The sequence below is a fragment of the Janthinobacterium sp. TB1-E2 genome, assembly GCF_036885605.1.
Lineage (GTDB): Bacteria > Pseudomonadota > Gammaproteobacteria > Burkholderiales > Burkholderiaceae_D > Janthinobacterium > Janthinobacterium aestuarii.
On the sequence record NZ_CP142523.1, the window covers coordinates 39,883 to 54,636 of the forward strand.

Annotated in this window: 13 protein-coding genes; 7 read left to right on the forward strand and 6 right to left on the reverse strand. The window is 61.6% G+C overall.

The genetic code is table 11. The features are described 5' to 3' along the window. The first annotated feature begins 234 nt into the window (after positions 1-234). From OPV09_RS00170 to OPV09_RS00180, 3 genes are all read left to right on the forward strand, one after another. The gene (locus OPV09_RS00170) at positions 235-2,145 is read left to right on the forward strand and encodes a sensor histidine kinase (protein WP_034754394.1); all 1,911 of its coding nucleotides are present in this window, start codon (positions 235-237) and stop codon (positions 2,143-2,145) included. Further along, a complete protein-coding gene (locus OPV09_RS00175) occupies positions 2,138-3,481 on the forward strand; it encodes a sigma-54 dependent transcriptional regulator (protein WP_338680098.1) in 1,344 nt (447 codons plus the stop codon). The genes OPV09_RS00170 and OPV09_RS00175 overlap by 8 nt, the downstream gene beginning before the upstream one ends. A gap of 89 nt (positions 3,482-3,570) precedes the next feature. Further along, positions 3,571-4,209 carry a hypothetical protein gene (locus OPV09_RS00180; protein ID WP_338680100.1) on the forward strand — a complete coding sequence of 213 codons (639 nt, stop codon included), beginning with the start codon at positions 3,571-3,573 and terminating at the stop codon, positions 4,207-4,209. A 5-nt stretch (positions 4,210-4,214) separates the two neighbouring features. On the opposite strand, the gene OPV09_RS00185 is transcribed toward OPV09_RS00180, so the two are convergent. Together OPV09_RS00185 and OPV09_RS00190 are read right to left on the reverse strand one after the other, a co-directional pair. Next, positions 4,215-4,958 carry a metallophosphoesterase family protein gene (locus OPV09_RS00185; protein WP_338680101.1) on the reverse strand — a complete coding sequence of 248 codons (744 nt, stop codon included), beginning with the start codon at positions 4,956-4,958 and terminating at the stop codon, positions 4,215-4,217. After that, a complete protein-coding gene (locus OPV09_RS00190) occupies positions 4,955-5,530 on the reverse strand; it encodes a GNAT family N-acetyltransferase (RefSeq protein WP_425324015.1) in 576 nt (191 codons plus the stop codon). The genes OPV09_RS00185 and OPV09_RS00190 overlap by 4 nt, the downstream gene beginning before the upstream one ends. Positions 5,531-5,698: 168 nt before the next feature. On the opposite strand from OPV09_RS00190, the gene OPV09_RS00195 reads away from it, so the two are divergent. Then, complete coding sequence (locus OPV09_RS00195) at positions 5,699-6,547, forward strand: hypothetical protein (protein WP_080698671.1); 849 nt, start codon at positions 5,699-5,701, stop codon at positions 6,545-6,547. Positions 6,548-6,553: 6 nt separating this feature from the next. Here OPV09_RS00195 and OPV09_RS00200 read toward each other — a convergent pair whose 3' ends face one another. Beyond that, positions 6,554-7,060: a GNAT family N-acetyltransferase gene (locus OPV09_RS00200; RefSeq protein ID WP_338680102.1), complete on the reverse strand. Its 507-nt coding sequence runs from the start codon at positions 7,058-7,060 to the stop codon at positions 6,554-6,556. A gap of 255 nt (positions 7,061-7,315) precedes the next feature. On the opposite strand from OPV09_RS00200, the gene OPV09_RS00205 reads away from it, so the two are divergent. Next, a complete protein-coding gene (locus OPV09_RS00205; protein WP_338680103.1) occupies positions 7,316-8,227 on the forward strand; it encodes an ABC transporter ATP-binding protein in 912 nt (303 codons plus the stop codon). A 9-nt stretch (positions 8,228-8,236) separates the two neighbouring features. After that, the gene (locus tag OPV09_RS00210) at positions 8,237-11,818 is read left to right on the forward strand and encodes an ABC transporter permease/M1 family aminopeptidase (RefSeq protein ID WP_034754408.1); all 3,582 of its coding nucleotides are present in this window, start codon (positions 8,237-8,239) and stop codon (positions 11,816-11,818) included. 54 nt (positions 11,819-11,872) lie between these two features. Here OPV09_RS00210 and OPV09_RS00215 read toward each other — a convergent pair whose 3' ends face one another. Further along, entirely contained in the window at positions 11,873-12,652 is a 780-nt protein-coding gene (locus OPV09_RS00215) for an acetoin reductase (protein WP_034754412.1), read from the reverse strand. 233 nt (positions 12,653-12,885) lie between these two features. On the opposite strand from OPV09_RS00215, the gene OPV09_RS00220 reads away from it, so the two are divergent. Then, entirely contained in the window at positions 12,886-13,302 is a 417-nt protein-coding gene (locus OPV09_RS00220; RefSeq protein WP_072457520.1) for a hypothetical protein, read from the forward strand. Here the strand turns inward: OPV09_RS00220 and OPV09_RS00225 are convergent. Both OPV09_RS00225 and ssb read right to left on the reverse strand, forming a co-directional pair. Beyond that, the gene (locus OPV09_RS00225) at positions 13,299-13,781 is read right to left on the reverse strand and encodes a DUF1203 domain-containing protein (protein WP_338680105.1); all 483 of its coding nucleotides are present in this window, start codon (positions 13,779-13,781) and stop codon (positions 13,299-13,301) included. The two genes, OPV09_RS00220 and OPV09_RS00225, sit on opposite strands and share 4 nt — an antisense overlap. 191 nt (positions 13,782-13,972) lie before the next feature. Next, positions 13,973-14,488: a single-stranded DNA-binding protein gene (gene ssb, locus OPV09_RS00230; RefSeq protein ID WP_034754418.1), complete on the reverse strand. Its 516-nt coding sequence runs from the start codon at positions 14,486-14,488 to the stop codon at positions 13,973-13,975. Positions 14,489-14,754: the final 266 nt, after the last annotated feature.

Sequence of the window (14,754 nt, forward strand, 5' to 3'; positions counted from 1 at the left end):
GACGTCGGCCAAAATCTACTGCGCGGCGCGCTTTGCGGCCGGCGATGCTCACCGTACTAAAGTACGGTTGCGCTTCTCGGCCACAAATCACTGCCGCTCGCTACGATTTTGTCGGACGTTGAGATGTCCGTAAAATAGAAGTGTGGGCCGCCGGATGCATATCCGGCGGCTTTTTCTTTTTACGCAATATTTAAATGCGATACTGTGGGTTCTTGCAAGTTGGCAGCTGATTTTATGAATAGCAGTACTACCAAACCCTCCCTTTCCTGGCGCCAGCGCCTGTCGCAACGGTCGGGCCGCGAAACGCTGGCCTGGGGCGTGGTGCTGGCCGCCTGCCTGGCCACCGTCTGGCTCGTGTATTTCTGGACCGAACGCATTGCCATCGGCAAGCTGCAGGCCAGCGGCGCGCAGCGCCTTGAGGTGTATGTCAGCAGCCTGGAAAATGCGCTGGAGAAATACGACTTCCTGCCCAAGACCCTGGAGCTGAACCGCGACGTGATCCGCCTGCTGCAGCACCCGGAAGATCCGGTCCTCGTCGATACGGTCAACCATTATCTCGAGCAGATGAATGCCCAGGCGAAATCGTCGACGATTTTCATCAGCAACCTCGATGGCAACACGCGGGCCGCCAGCAACTGGCAGCAGCCCGACAGCTTTATTGGCGACAATATCTCGTTCCGCCCCTACGCCCAGGATGCGCTGCGCGGCACGCCGGGCCGCTTCTATGGCGTCGGCACGACACGGCTGGAACCCGGTTACTTCTTTGCCCACGGCATCTACCAGAATGGCCACATGCTGGGCCTGGCAACGGTAAAGGTGAACCTGGAAACCCTGGAAAAACGCTGGGTGCAGGGCGCCGACAAGGTCATGCTGGCCGACGAGCACGGCGTGATCTTTCTCAGTTCCATGGCGGACTGGAAGTACAAGACCCTGGCGCCGCTGTCGCCCGCCATCGTCGAAGAACTCAACCGCACGCGCCAGTATTATTCGAAGCAGCTGGCCGCCATCCCTTTCGTTTCCGACCGCCAGCTGGGCAATGGCGCCCGCGTGATCAGCGTGCGCGAGCAGGAACACGCCGACACGCCGCCGAAGATCAGCTCGAGCGTCATGACGCAGATCAAACTCAAGTCGCCGCAAGGCTGGACTTTCATTTATTTGTCCGACCTGGCCCAGGCCAAGGCCAGCGCGCGCGCGGCGGCTGCCTTCTCGTGCGTACTGCTGGGCTTTTTCATGCTGCTGTTCTTTTACCTGCGCCAGCGCCGCGCGGCCGTGGCGCAAAAATTGCGCGCCCGCGAAGATCTGCAGCATGCCTATGACAACCTGGAAGCCATGGTCGAGGAACGCACGTCGGAACTCAATGCCATGACGCAAAGCCTGAGCCAGGAAATCGAGGTGCGCAGCAAAGCCGAGCAAAAGCTGCACATCACGCAAAACGAACTGTTTCAAGCTGGCAAGATGGCCGTGCTGGGGCAGATGTCGGCCAGCATCACGCATGAACTGAACCAGCCACTGACGGCGCTGCGCACCATGTCCGACAATGCCGTCATCCTGCTCGAGCGGGGTCGGCTCGACGATGCGCGGCGCAATCTGGCGAAGATATCGCAAATTGCGGCCAGGATGGGGACCATTACGGGACAATTGAAGATTTTTGCGCGCAAGTCGACAACCAGCCTGACGTCCGTGTCGATTCCCACGGCCATCAGCAACGCCCTGTTCCTCGTCGAGCGCCGGCTGCAGGTGGAAAATGTGCGTTTTACCTTGCAACTGCCGCCCGAAGACATCTTCGCCATGTGCGAAAGCAACCGCCTGGAACAGGTGCTGGTAAATCTGTACGCGAATGCGCTCGACGCCATGAATGGCAGCGACGTGCGCAGCCTGCGCGTGTCCGTCGAATGCACGCCCGAGCACGTACTGATCCATGTGGCCGACACGGGCCCGGGCCTGTCGACGGAAGTGTATGAGCACCTGTTCGAACCGTTCTTCACGACAAAACCGCAAGGACTGGGACTGGGCCTGGGACTGGCCATTTCCGAACAGATCACGCGCCAGTTCGGCGGCGTGCTGCGCGCCGAAAACGCCCCCGGCGGCGGCGCCATCTTCACCATCGAACTACAGATAGCAACGCAGGAGGAAAAACATGTTTGACGGCTTGAAGGTCTTGCTGGTCGAAGACGACCCCACCGTACGCGAAGGCAGCGAGCAGGCATTGCAACTGGCCGGCCTGGACGTGCTGGCCTTTCACTCGGCCGAGCTGGCCTATAAACTGCTCACGCCCGATTTCCCCGGCATCGTCATCAGCGACGTGCGCCTGCCCGGCATGAGCGGCCTGGAATTGCTGCAGGCGGTCAAGACGCTCGATGCCAACCTGCCCGTGATCCTCGTCACGGGCCATGGCGACATCACGATGGCCGTGCACGCCATGCGCACGGGCGCCTACGATTTCATCGAAAAACCGTATTCGTCCGACCAGCTGGTCGACGTCATCTTGCGCGCGCTGGAAACGCGCCGCCTGACCCTGGAAGTGCACAGCCTGCGCCGCCAGCTAGAGGACGGCGGCGGCATCGAAGCGCGCCTATTGGGCAATTCCGTGGCGATGCGCGACATACGGCGTTTGATACTCGACGTTGCCGACGAACCAGCCGACGTACTGATCTATGGCGACACGGGCACGGGTAAGGAAATGGTGGCCCGCTGCTTGCACGACTTCAGCCACCGCCGCAAGCACAACTTCGTCGCCGTCAACTGCGGCGCGATTCCCGAAAGCATATTCGAGAGCGAAGTCTTCGGCCACGAACCGGGCGCGTTTACGGGTGCGGCCAAGCGGCAGGTAGGCAAGATCGAGCACGCGGACCAAGGCACTTTTTTCCTCGACGAAATCGAATCGCTGCCCCTGTCGCTGCAAGTGAAATTGCTGCGCGTGCTGCAGGAACGCTATATCGAGCGGCTCGGCTCGAACGTGCCCACGCCCGTCGACGTGCGCGTCATCGCGGCGGCCAAGCTGGACCTGGAAGACTTGTCGCAGCAGCAGAAATTCCGCAGCGACCTGTACTACCGCCTGAACCTGATCGTGCTGCACCTGCCGCCGCTGCGCGAACGGCGCGAGGATATTCCCATCCTGTTCGAACACTTCGTGCTGGCTGCCGCCGCCCGCTACAACCGCGCCGCGCCCGTCGTTTCCAGCGCGCAGATGCGCAATCTGATGGCCCATTCCTGGCCCGGCAATGTACGCGAACTGCGCAATATCGCCGACCGCTTCGTGCTGGGCATCGCCGGTGGCGCATCGAGCCTGCTGGCGAGCGGCCAGGCGAGCCCGCTGTCGCTGGCGGAACAGGTCAACGGGTTCGAACGCGCGCTGATCGAGCAGGAACTGCGCGCATATGCGGGCAACGTCAGCGAAGTGAGTGCGGTGCTCGGCTTGCCGAAACAGACCTTGTATCACAAGATGCAGAAGTACAACCTGGTGGCGGAAGAATTCCGCTAGGGAGCGGCGCGGGGGAAACTTATCAAAAAGAGCAGCAATATATTGCCGTATGGTATATATTGTTTCTTTTTGATAATTTAAAATTCACAATGAAAAAACCTGCCGTCCTGTTTTCCCTGTTACTCAGTGCCTCCGGTTTTGCCCAGGATGCCGTCACCACCGACGCCCCCGCAGCTGCAGCCGCCGAAGCGGCCAGCGCGCCAGCCGCACAGGCAACATCGGCCATCAGCCGCCTGCGCCTGTTCGGCCAGAATGGCGCCACGGCCTTCCTGTACCGCGACAGCAGCTGCATCCGCGGCATGTTCAGCGATGGCGTGGAAAAGGCCAGCGGCGGCATGAGTTCCGCCTTCGGCTCCCTGATCGGCACTGTCAGCAATACCAGCCTGGGCATCCCGGAAACGGAAACGTCGCAAAACCTGTCGCGCAAGGATGGCTTTTTCTCGAAAGCCTATTTCCGCGAATATGAAGTTCCCGCCGACAAGCCCAGCAGCTTGCGCCTGGGCTTCCAAGACGTGTCCTCGTTTTACGTGGCCAACGGCGTGCGCTATGACAGCGTATCACCCAGCTGCCATGGCGACATCACCTTCACGCCGCGCGCCGGCGAAGATTACGAAGCGGCGTTCTCGTGGGAAGGCAAGCGCTGCAGCATCAGCATCAACCAGGTGATCGCCAAGGACGGCAAGACGGAACTGGTGCCCGTGCCCGTCACGCGCGCCCCAAGCTGCTAAAGAGCTCAGGCGGCGCCCACGCGGCCCGTGCGCAAGGGCGTGGCCCAGTCGGGCCGGCCGTTGGCCAGCGCCAGCCGGGCCGCCTTTTCCCAGTCATATTCCACGGCGTATAACTGCGCCGTCCAGCGGCCATCGGTCCCCTGTTCGGCGATCGCATAGCGCGCGTGCGGCGTGCCGTTTTCCATCACGTGCGGATAACCATGGTCGTCGTCATAGGCTTGCAAACCGACACTGCCCGGGTTGACGATCAGCCGCCCGTCGGCCAGGCGTACCTGGCGCGGCATGTGCGTGTGGCCGCACAGGATCAGCGCGGCGTCCGTCTCGCCGGCCCGTTCGGCCACTTCCATCGGCGTGGCGGCGCGGCTGCCTTGCGGCGTGACGCTGTCGAGAAAATACACAAGGTCGCTGGCGGGCGTGCCATGCACGAGCAACACATCGTGCCGCAGGCGCAAGGTGGCGGGCAGCGCCGCAATCCAATCCAGTTGCTCCGGCAACAGTTGCGTGCGCGCATAGGCGTCCGACACACCCATGCGGGCCGGATCGCCCAGCAGCTGGCGTTCGTGGTTGCCGCGGATGGTCGGCAAGCCGAGCCCCATCAGGCGCGCCGCCGTGGCGCGCGGCTGCAGATGGCCCGAGACGATATCGCCGAGGTTGACGGTCACGTCCACGCCACGCAGGGCGATATCGGCCAGCACGGCATCAAGCGCGTCGAGGTTGCCGTGGATATCGGATATGGCGGCGATTCTCATGTTCCCTCCTGTGCACACCATTCTGCGCGCGTCAGACGATACAGGCAATGCGTGCGCAATGCGTGTCCTGGCGCCAGGGCCGGATGCTCGAACGTGTCCGCATCGCGGCGCATGCCCAGGCGCGCCATCAGCGTGCTTGAGCGCAAGTTGGGCAACGCCGTGAACGCGACGATTTCCGGCAATTGCAAGCGTTCAAAACCTGCCTGCAGGGCGGCCCGTGCCGCTTCCTGTGCATAACCTTGCCCCCAGTAATCGAACGCCAGGCGCCAGCCGATTTCCACGCACGGCGAACATGGCAGTTGCACAGCGGGAATATGCAAGCCCGTCATGCCGATGAAGGCATCGTTTTCTCGCAAGGCCACGGCCCACAAGCCCCAGCCTCGCTCGGCGATCAGGCCGCTGCAGCGCTTCGCCATGGTGTCGCTGGCGTCGCGCGACAGGGCCGCGGGGAAATAGGCCATCACGCGGGGATCGGCATTCAGCGCCGCGAACGGCGCGAAGTCGCTGTCGCGCCATTGCCGCAGTACCAGCCGCGGCGTCACCAGTTCCATGATTTCCTGCATCGTTGACATCCCTTCATTACCAGTTTTTACAGTTGCTTGACCGGCGGTAGGACAAGTCCGACGGACAGTTGCGCCGTGCGGCTACGTGATCTAAATGTAACAGTTGCTACCATTTCCTTATTGCACTGTTGCCCAAAACGTCGCGACAGTTTTCACTTTATCTTGAGGAGTTGCCCCATGTCTGCCATGTCCGTGTTCACCCGCCTGTCCCCACCACGCCCGCACCACCTTGCCTTGCGCGGCGCCATGATGCTGGGCGTGCTGGGTATTGCCACGGCGGCTGCCACGGCGCGGGCTGAACCGTCGCCCACCCTGGACCGCGCCAGCATTTCCGTGGGTGCGTTTTCCGCCGATCCGCGCATCAATATCGGCGCCGACACGCAATTTGGCCGCATCGACGCGCCCGAATCGAAGCCAAGCCATACCACCATCCCGCGCGTCAAGGCGGACTTGCTGATCGGCGACCGCCATGGCCTGGCCTTCGATTACTACCGCTACGACAAATCCTACACGCCAAGCCTGACAGGCGAAACCATCATCAATGGCCAGCCCGTCACGGGCACGGCCACGGCGAATGCCGATCTGAAGCTGGACCTGGCCAAGCTGGCCTATAAATGGTGGCTGGGCAGCGGCAACGATACCTTCGGCATCGGCCTGGGCGCCGCCTACTACCACGCCAACCTGAAAGGCACGGCCACCGGCGTCGTCAATGGTGAAACGGCCACGGCGCGCGATTCCATCAGTGAGCACGCGTTTGCGCCGCTGCTGGAAGTGGGTTGGCGCCACGCCTTCACGCCGGACTTGCGCATGTATGCGGAAGCGTCGGGCATCAAGAAAAACGGCGGGCGCATCAATGGCCACATCTACGGCGGCAATGTCGGCGTGGAATGGTTCCCGTTCAAAAATATCGGTTTCGTGGCCGATTACGGCATCTCGAAAATCAAGCTGCACCGCGACAGCGAACGCGATGCCGACCTGAACATCCGTCTGACGGGACCGTCGGCATATGTGAAAGTACGCTTCTAATCCAGCTCAGGCCGCCGGTTTCAGCAACGTCAGCTGGAACTGCGGCAAGTCCGGATCGTCCCACGCCTCGGCCCTGGCAAACGGCAGGCGCGCAAACGCCTGCCGCCAGAACGCGCAGGCATCCGCATCGGCGTGGAACGTCGCCACCATCCACGTCTGCGTGCTGTCCAGCAGCACTCTCCGCACCACTTCCAGCGCCAGCCCCCGGCGCCGGTACTTCTTCAAAATAAAAAAGTCGCTGAACTCCTGCACCGGCAACTCGCCCGCCATGCCGGGCTCCGTGATGAAAAAGCCCGCCAGCGCCCCATCGACCTCGATCCAGACGGCCGTATGTCCGGGCGCATGCACATACTCGGCCAGCCCGGCATCGCACACATCGTAACGGCCGCCGGCCAGCACATCTTCACCGCTCCAGGCGGTATTGTCGTAGCAGTACAGCTGGAACAGCCGCGCCAGCGTCCCTTCTTCGCCGGGCGCAACGGCGCGCAATGTCATGTTCTGTATTACCGTCATGGTCCCGTCTTTCCGCCGCATGGCGTCATTGAGATGGCGAGTGTAGCACCACGTCGCTCATCGCTTCCTCCTGCATTCCAGCCCTGCATTTCCACCCTTGGTCGCAAAAAAATTAATTTCCTTCCAGTTGGTTATATATTATTGTTTTTAAGTAACATCCGCCATCGCGGCTGAAAAACAAGGGTGATCCCCTTCCACAGACCGGCAGGCATGCATCTGCCGGCTTTCATACCCAAGCTCTGGAGAGTGCTGCACATGCTATCGATCAAACAGCTGAACAAAACGTATGCCAATGGCGTCAAGGCCATCAACAATGTCAGCCTGGAAATCCCCAACGGGATGTTCGGCTTGCTGGGACCGAATGGCGCGGGCAAGTCCTCGCTGATGCGCACCATTGCGACATTGCAAGATCCCGATAGCGGCAGCATCCATTTCGATGGCGTCGATGTGCTGCAGGACAAGGCCGGCCTGCGCCGCCAGCTCGGTTATCTGCCGCAGGATTTCGGCGTATATCCGAAGGTCAGCGCGGAAACCTTGCTCAACCACTTTGCAGTGCTCAAAGGTTTGACGGAAAAGGGCCCGCGCAAGGAAGCCGTGGAAGCCTTGCTGCAGCAAACCAATCTGTGGGAAGCGCGCAAGCGCAACCTGGGCACGTATTCGGGCGGCATGCGCCAGCGCTTCGGCATCGCCCAGGCGCTGCTGGGCGCGCCGCGCCTGGTGATCGTCGATGAACCGACGGCCGGCCTGGATCCGGACGAGCGCAACCGCTTCCTGAACCTGCTGGCGAAGATCGGCGAGCAGGTGGTCGTCATCCTGTCGACGCACATCGTCGACGATGTGACGGACCTGTGCCCGCGCATGGCGATGATCGTCAAGGGACAGGTGCTGGTGCAGGGCGAGCCGCAGGCGGCCATCGATACGCTGCTGGGCAAGGTCTGGCGCCGCAGCATCAGCATGGACGAGCTGGCGCAGTACCAGCAAACCTTGCACGTGCTGTCGACGCGCCTGGTGGGCGGCAAGCCGCAAATCAATGTGTTTGCCGACAGCCAGCCCGACAGCGGCTTCACGCAGATCGCCCCGGACCTGGAAGACGTGTACTTCCTGCACGTGCGCAACGCCGCCCGCAACGGCGCCGCCGCGCCGGCCGCAGCCGCAGCCGCAGCGTAAGGGGCCGCCATGTGGAAGGAATTTTTCAAGTTTGACCTCGGCTATCAGCTGAAACAGCCGCTGCTGTGGATATTTGCCGTCATCCTCGCCTTGATGGCGTTTGGCGCCAGCAGCAGCGATTCGATCCAGGTCGGCGGCGCCATCGGCAACATCAACCGCAATGCGCCCACCGTGGTGGCGCAGTTGCTGACGATGTTCAGCCTGCTGTCTATGCTGCTCATCACCATCTTCATCGCCGGCGCCGTGCTGCGCGACAGCGAAGTGGGCATGGCCGACATGCTGTTCGCCACGCCCATGCGCAAGTGGGATTACCTGTTCGGCCGCTTCGCCGCCGGCTTCGTCGCCTGCCTGGTGATCTTTGCCGCCATCGCCCTGGCCATCATGCTCGGCCCCCTCATGCCCTGGGTCGACCCGCAGCGCGTGGGCGCGTTCTCGCTGCATGCGTACGCGTGGAGCTTCGGCGTGATGGTAATCCCGAACCTGCTCTTCATCGGCGCCCTGCTGATGCTGCTGGCGGCCACGACGCGCTCGATGTTGCTTGTCTACGTGGGCGTGCTGGGCTTTTTCGTGCTGTGGGGCATGGCCGGCGCCTTTACGCGCGACATCAACAACGAATGGATCGCCGTCCTGCTCGACCCGTTCGGCATGCGCGCGTTCGGCCGCATGACGCGCTACTTCACGTCCGCCGAAGCGAACGCGGGCCTGCCGCCGTTTTCCGGCTTCCTGCTGGCCAACCGCTTGCTGTGGCTGGCCATCACGGTGGTGCTGTTCGCCGCCACCGTGATCCTGTTCAAGCCGCAGCGCACGGGCACGGGCAAGCGCCTGTTCGGCAAGCACAAGGCAGAGGCCACCGCGCCGGCCGTGGCGGCGCCGCTGCACCTGCCGCGCAGCGTCCCCACCTTTACGGGCGCGACAGCCTGGCGCCAGTGGTGGCAAATCCTGCGCTTCGACGCCGTCGGCGTGTTCAAGAGCGTGCCCTTCCTCGTCATGCTGCTGTTCGCCGTAATCAACCTGATCGCCGGAGCGAATATCGGCAAGAACATGTACGGCACGGCCGTGTATCCGATGACGCATTTGATGCTGCAAAATATCAACAACAGCTTCAGCTTCATGCTGATCATCATCGTCACCTTTTACGCAGGCGAACTGATCTTCAAGGAGCGGCAAGCCAGGATCGCCGACGTCAGCGATGCCATGCCCGTGCCCAGCTGGGTCCCTCTGCTGGCCAAATGCACGGCCCTGGTCGGCGTCATCGCCGGTTACCTGCTGGTGGGCGTCATCGCGGCCATCGGTTTCCAGCTCTACAAGGGCGGCGCGCCCGTGGAACTGGGGCTGTACCTGAAAGGCACCCTGCTGGGGGCCCTCTTCTTCGTGCTGATGGCCTTGTGCGCCCTCACCCTGCAAGTGCTGTCAAATAACAAGTTCATCGGCTACCTGCTGGTGATCCTGCTGATGGTGGCGCAAATGGTGCTGGGCATGCTGCACTTCGAACACAATCTGTACGCGTTCGGCGGCACGCCGGCCATCAAGTATTCGGACATGAACGGCTATGGCCACTTCCTGGCCGGCTGGTCCTGGTTCGCGCTGTACTGGAGCCTGTTCACGGTGGCCCTCGTCATGCTGGCGCAGGCATTCTGGGTGCGCGGCCTGTCCGCCGACTGGCGTGCGCGCGTGCGCCTGGCCCGCCAACGCCTGAGCGGCAAAGCTGGCGCCGCGCTGGCCCTGGTGCTGCTATGCTGGGCCGGCACGGGCGGCTGGATCTTCTACAACACGAATGTGCTGAACCAGTACGAAACGGCGAATGTCAGCATGGACAAGCAGGCGCGCTACGAAAAATTGTACAAGCAGTACAAGGACTTGCCGCAGCTGAAGATCACCGATATCCAGGCCGACGTGGATATCTATCCCGAGCAACGCAAAGTCTTGATCAAGGGCCACTACGTGCTGCAAAACAAGACGCAGCAGCCGCTCGACACCTTGCGCATCCAACTCAATCCGGACTTGGACACGCACTGGTTGAACTTGCCTGAGCACAAGGTGGCGCTGGACGACAAGGAAGTGGGCTTCAGCATCCTCAAGCTGGCCCGTCCCGTGGCGCCTGGCGCTACCCTTCCGCTCGACTTCACGGTGGCCGTCACGCATGCGGGCTTTACCAACAGCGGCGCGCCTGACCAGGTCAACCTGAACGGCAGTTTCTTTAACAACCAGGCGTATTTCCCGCACTTCGGCTATGCCAAGGAAATGGAGCTGACGGATCGCAACGAGCGCCGCAAGCGGGGACTAGGCGAACCGCAGCGCATGGCCAAGCTGGAAGACACCTCGGCGTATGGCAATACGGTCTTTGGCGGCGAGGCGGACTGGATCCATTTCGACACGACGGTGTCCACCAGCGGCGAGCAGATCGCCCTGGCGCCCGGCTACCTGCAGAAGAGCTGGGAAAAGGATGGCCGCCGCTATTACCGCTACAAGATGGACCAGCCGATGATGCCGTTCTTCGCCTACCTGTCGGCGCGCTGGGAAGTCAAGAAAGATGCGTGGAAAGGCTTGCCGATCGAAATTTATTTCGATAAAAAGCATGGCTACAATACGCAGCGCATGATTACCTCCGTGCAAAAGTCGCTCGACTATTACACCACCGAGTTCACGCCCTACCAGCACAAGCAGGTGCGCATCCTGGAATTCCCCGGCTACCAGAGCTTCGCGCAGTCGTTTGCCAATACGATCCCGTATTCGGAAGGCATCGGCTTCATCGCCGACCTGCGCGACAAGGATGACATCGATTATGTGTTCTACGTCACGGCGCATGAAATGGCGCACCAGTGGTGGGGCCATCAAGTGATCGGCGCCAACGTGCAGGGCGCCACCATGCTGATGGAGTCCTTGGCGCAATACTCGGCCCTGATGGTGATGGAAAAGGAATACGGGCGCGACAAGATGCGCCGCTTCCTGCGCTATGAACTGGACCGCTACCTGAGCGGACGCGGCGGTGAAGCCATCGAGGAACTGCCGCTGGCGCGCGTGGAGGGACAGCAATATATCCACTACAACAAGGGCAGCCTGGTGTTCTACCGCCTGCGCGATGAAATCGGCGAGGAAGCGCTGAACCGTGCGCTGAAACGCTATCTGCAGGACAAGGGCTACCAGCAGGCGCCGTTCACCACGTCGTCGGAACTGCTGGCCTACATCCGCGCCGAAGCGCCGCAGGACAAGCAGGCGCTGATCACGGACCTGTTCGAGAAAATCGTCTTCTACGACAACCGCGTCACGCAAGCGAGCGCCGTGCAGCGCAAGGACGGTCAGTGGGATGTCACCATGCAATTGCACTTGGCCAAACTGGAGTCCGACGGCAAGGGCAAGGAAAGCCCACGCGCCTACGACGAGCCGGTGGAAATCGCCATCTTCGCGCGCCCGGCGGGCGGCAAGGAAAAAGATGAAAAAGTCCTGTTCACCGACAAGCGCGTGTTGTCGGGCAGCGACCCCGTGGTGACGATGACGGTGAAGGACAAACCGTTTGAAGTGGGCGTCGATCCGTACAACAAGATGATCGACAGGGTTCCGCGCGACAATCGCAAGGAAGTCAGCGTGAATTAATCGATGGGGGTCTGACGGGGACGCCGATTCCCCGCCAGCCCCCCAATCACGCCATCAACGGTACACCAATCCCCCGTCGATCAGCGGCGCCTGGCCCGTCATGTAATCGGCATCGGGCCCCGCCAGGAAGGAGACGAGCCCTGCCACGTCGTCCGGCGTCTCGGCGCGCCCCAGCGCGATGCCGTCCACATATTTTTTATACGTCGCGCCCAGCTCGGCGCCCGTCACTTCAGCCATGCGCTTGTCGATCTCGGTCCACATGTCCGTGCCGACGACGCCAGGGCAATACGCGTTGACGGTGATGCCGTCGGCCGCCAGTTCCTTGGCCGCCGCCTGCGTCAGCGCGCGCACGGCAAACTTGGTGGCCGAGTACACGCCCAGCAAGGCAAAACCGTCATGACCGGCGATGGAGCAGGCATTGATGATCTTGCCTTTCTGCTTGCGCTTCTTGAAGGTCTTGGCGGCCGCCTGGATGCCCCAGAGCGTCCCTTGCACATTGATGCGCATGATGCGGTCGACCTCTTCCGGCGTCACGTCGAGCAGCGGCTGCACTTGTGCGATACCGGCGTTGTTGACGATGATGTCGAAGCCGCCCAGCTCCTGCTCGGCAAACGCCACCGCTTCGGTGACCTGAGCGAGCTGCGACACGTCGGCAATGAAAGTGACGGCGCGGCGTCCCAGCGCGCGCACTTCGGCGGCGGCCGTGTCCAGCTTTTCCTGGTTCAGATCCACCAGCGCGATATCGGCGCCATCCTTGGCCAGGCGCAAGGCGATAGCCTTGCCGATACCTTGCGCGGCCCCCGTGACGAGCGCGACTTTTCCGGAAATACCCATGCTGCGTTCCTTTCAGAGTAGTGAGAAGAGACGCTTCAGCCTACCTGAATTTCGTCTTTTTCCACGTATTGAAACGTGCGCGCCCGGAAAAAGCGCACAGGTCAAGAAAGGAGGAAAAAACGCACCGGCACACGCTATACGAGCGCTGCCGTACTGGCCAATGGCGGCATCTGGCGTAACATGGCCGGCATCGCCGGCGAGCGCGCTGGCACCACGTTCAAGAGGAAGTCCCCATGCCGCATCGCCATCTGCCCATCCGCGCCAGCCTGCTGCTGGCGGCCCTCGTTTTCACCATGCCCGCCTGGAGCGCCGACCCGGTCCACAAGGAAACAGTGGAACTGACGGCAGGAAAAACCGTGCACAGCGTGAAAGGCAAGATCAAGGGCTACGCCACGGCCGAATATACGGTGACAGGCAAGGCCGGCCAGACTCTCAGTGTCACGCTCAAGACCAACCAACCGTCGAATTACTTCAACATCCGCCAGCCAGGCCAGGATGAAGCCCTGTTCATCGGTTCATCCGGCGGCAACAGTTACCAGGCAAAACTGCCGGCCGATGGCGAGTACACGGTACAGGTTTACCTGATGCGCAACGCGGCGCGCAGGAATGCGGTGGCGGCATACACGCTCGATATCGGCTTGCGCGATTAAACAAGGGAGCTGCCAACACGGTCGATACGGCCCGCGTAACAGCCCCGCATGGCATTATGAACATGAATATAACTGACGTCCGCATTGGCAAATAATTGTGCAATGAGGGCTTCCACGGCAGTGCCGTCCACCACGTCGGCATCGAGCATCATGCCATCGGCAGCATAGGCGCGCAGCGACAACAGGCGCCGCCGCATCGATTCCGGCACCTGGTTGACGGCATCGTACGCTTGCGTGGCGCCCTCGCGGACAAAAATGGCGTGGCAAGCCCGGTAAGGCGTCATGGCGGGCTGGCACACATGATTCAATAACAGCACGGTCTCGCCCAGTTCGGCGTCCATCAGCGTTACACGGTCAGGAAATCCGGGGTGTTGGTCGACCACCTGGCGCCGCATGCCGAGCGCCGTTAACTCGGCATCGGACAAGGAAAAATAGGGCAGAAAAGGTTCGGGCGACAGCCCCGTAATACGAAAATCCATACTGTTCTCCGGCGTCGTCAAAACCACCATCAGACCAGCATCGGGACGGCGCCGCCATCCACTTCTTGCTATGGAATGTGAGAATGCGCCCCGGATCGCCTACTACCCCGTGCGCATAAAAAAAGCCTGCTTCACGGAGGAAGCAGGCTCTTTATCGGCAGTGTCTGACGGCAGGCCTCAGAACAGCGTGCTTAAAATGGGATGTCGTCATCCATATCCGAGAAGTTCGGCGCTGGCTTCGGTGCCGGGCGTGGCGCCGGTGCCGGAGCTGGACGCGGGGCTGGCGCCTGGCGCGGGGCCGGGGCGTCGTAGCCGCCGCCACCGCCACCACCGTAGCTGTCATCGCCACCGCCGGCGTCGCCGCCCATGCCGGAACGGCCGCCCAGCATTTGCATCTGTTCCGCGATGATGTCGGTTGCGTACTTCTCGACGCCGTCCTTGTCCGTGTATTTACGGGTTTGCAGACGGCCTTCGACGTAGACGGACGAGCCTTTTTTCAGGTATTGGCCGACGATTTCCGCCAGACGGCCGAAGAACGAGATACGGTGCCACTCTGTCAATTCTTTTTGTTCGCCCGTGTTGCGGTCCTTCGATTTGTACGAAGTGGCCACGGCGATGTTGGCGATCGCGTCGCCGCTAGGCATGTAGCGGATTTCCGGGTCACGGCCCAGATTGCCGACGATGATGACTTTGTTGACTGATGCCATGAATAACTCCTGATGAACTGCAGCGGGAGCCGGTGTCCCGCGCGTTAGTTTAGTGTACTAAACGAGGATTATAAGCGACCACGCGGCGCAAAGCACCCGCTTTCTGGCGGACGCCCTCTCCCGTGCGGCGGCACGTTTTTTTCACGGCAGGTGAAAACAAGAAACTTGAATACTGGTATTATATACAGTATTCAAACGTCAGTACGCATCTGCATCAAACTTTGTCAGGGCACGTTCGCCCGGCGGCGCAATCCGCCCATGGACGC